This is a genomic window from Priestia sp. SIMBA_032 (assembly GCF_046535215.1).
GTDB classification, from domain to species: domain Bacteria; phylum Bacillota; class Bacilli; order Bacillales; family Bacillaceae_H; genus Priestia; species Priestia aryabhattai.
On record NZ_JAWRXD010000886.1, the window covers coordinates 1 to 263 of the forward strand.

At 33.5% G+C, this 263-nt stretch carries 1 protein-coding gene; it reads left to right on the forward strand.

Translation table 11 applies throughout. The features are described 5' to 3' along the window. Positions 1-61: 61 nt before the first annotated feature. On the forward strand, positions 62-263 hold a 202-nt coding region (locus SB717_RS36865; protein ID WP_410908040.1), incomplete at its 3' end, for an NUDIX hydrolase.

Here is a 263-nt window from a genome sequence, read left to right on the forward strand (position 1 = left end):
GAGTGTTTTTACTTGAAAATAAGCCAAATAACTCATGTGGAAAATGAAAGGAAATGATCGTATGTACAAATACACAATTTGCTTTATTAGAAAAAGCGATAAAATACTGCTATTAAATAGAAATAAAAAGCCGAATATGGGGATGTGGAATGGTGTTGGAGGAAAAATAGAAGAGAATGAAACGCCATACGAAGGAATAATTAGAGAAACGTTTGAGGAAACGGGCATAGAACTTTCAAGTGTAACGTATAAAGGGACTGTTG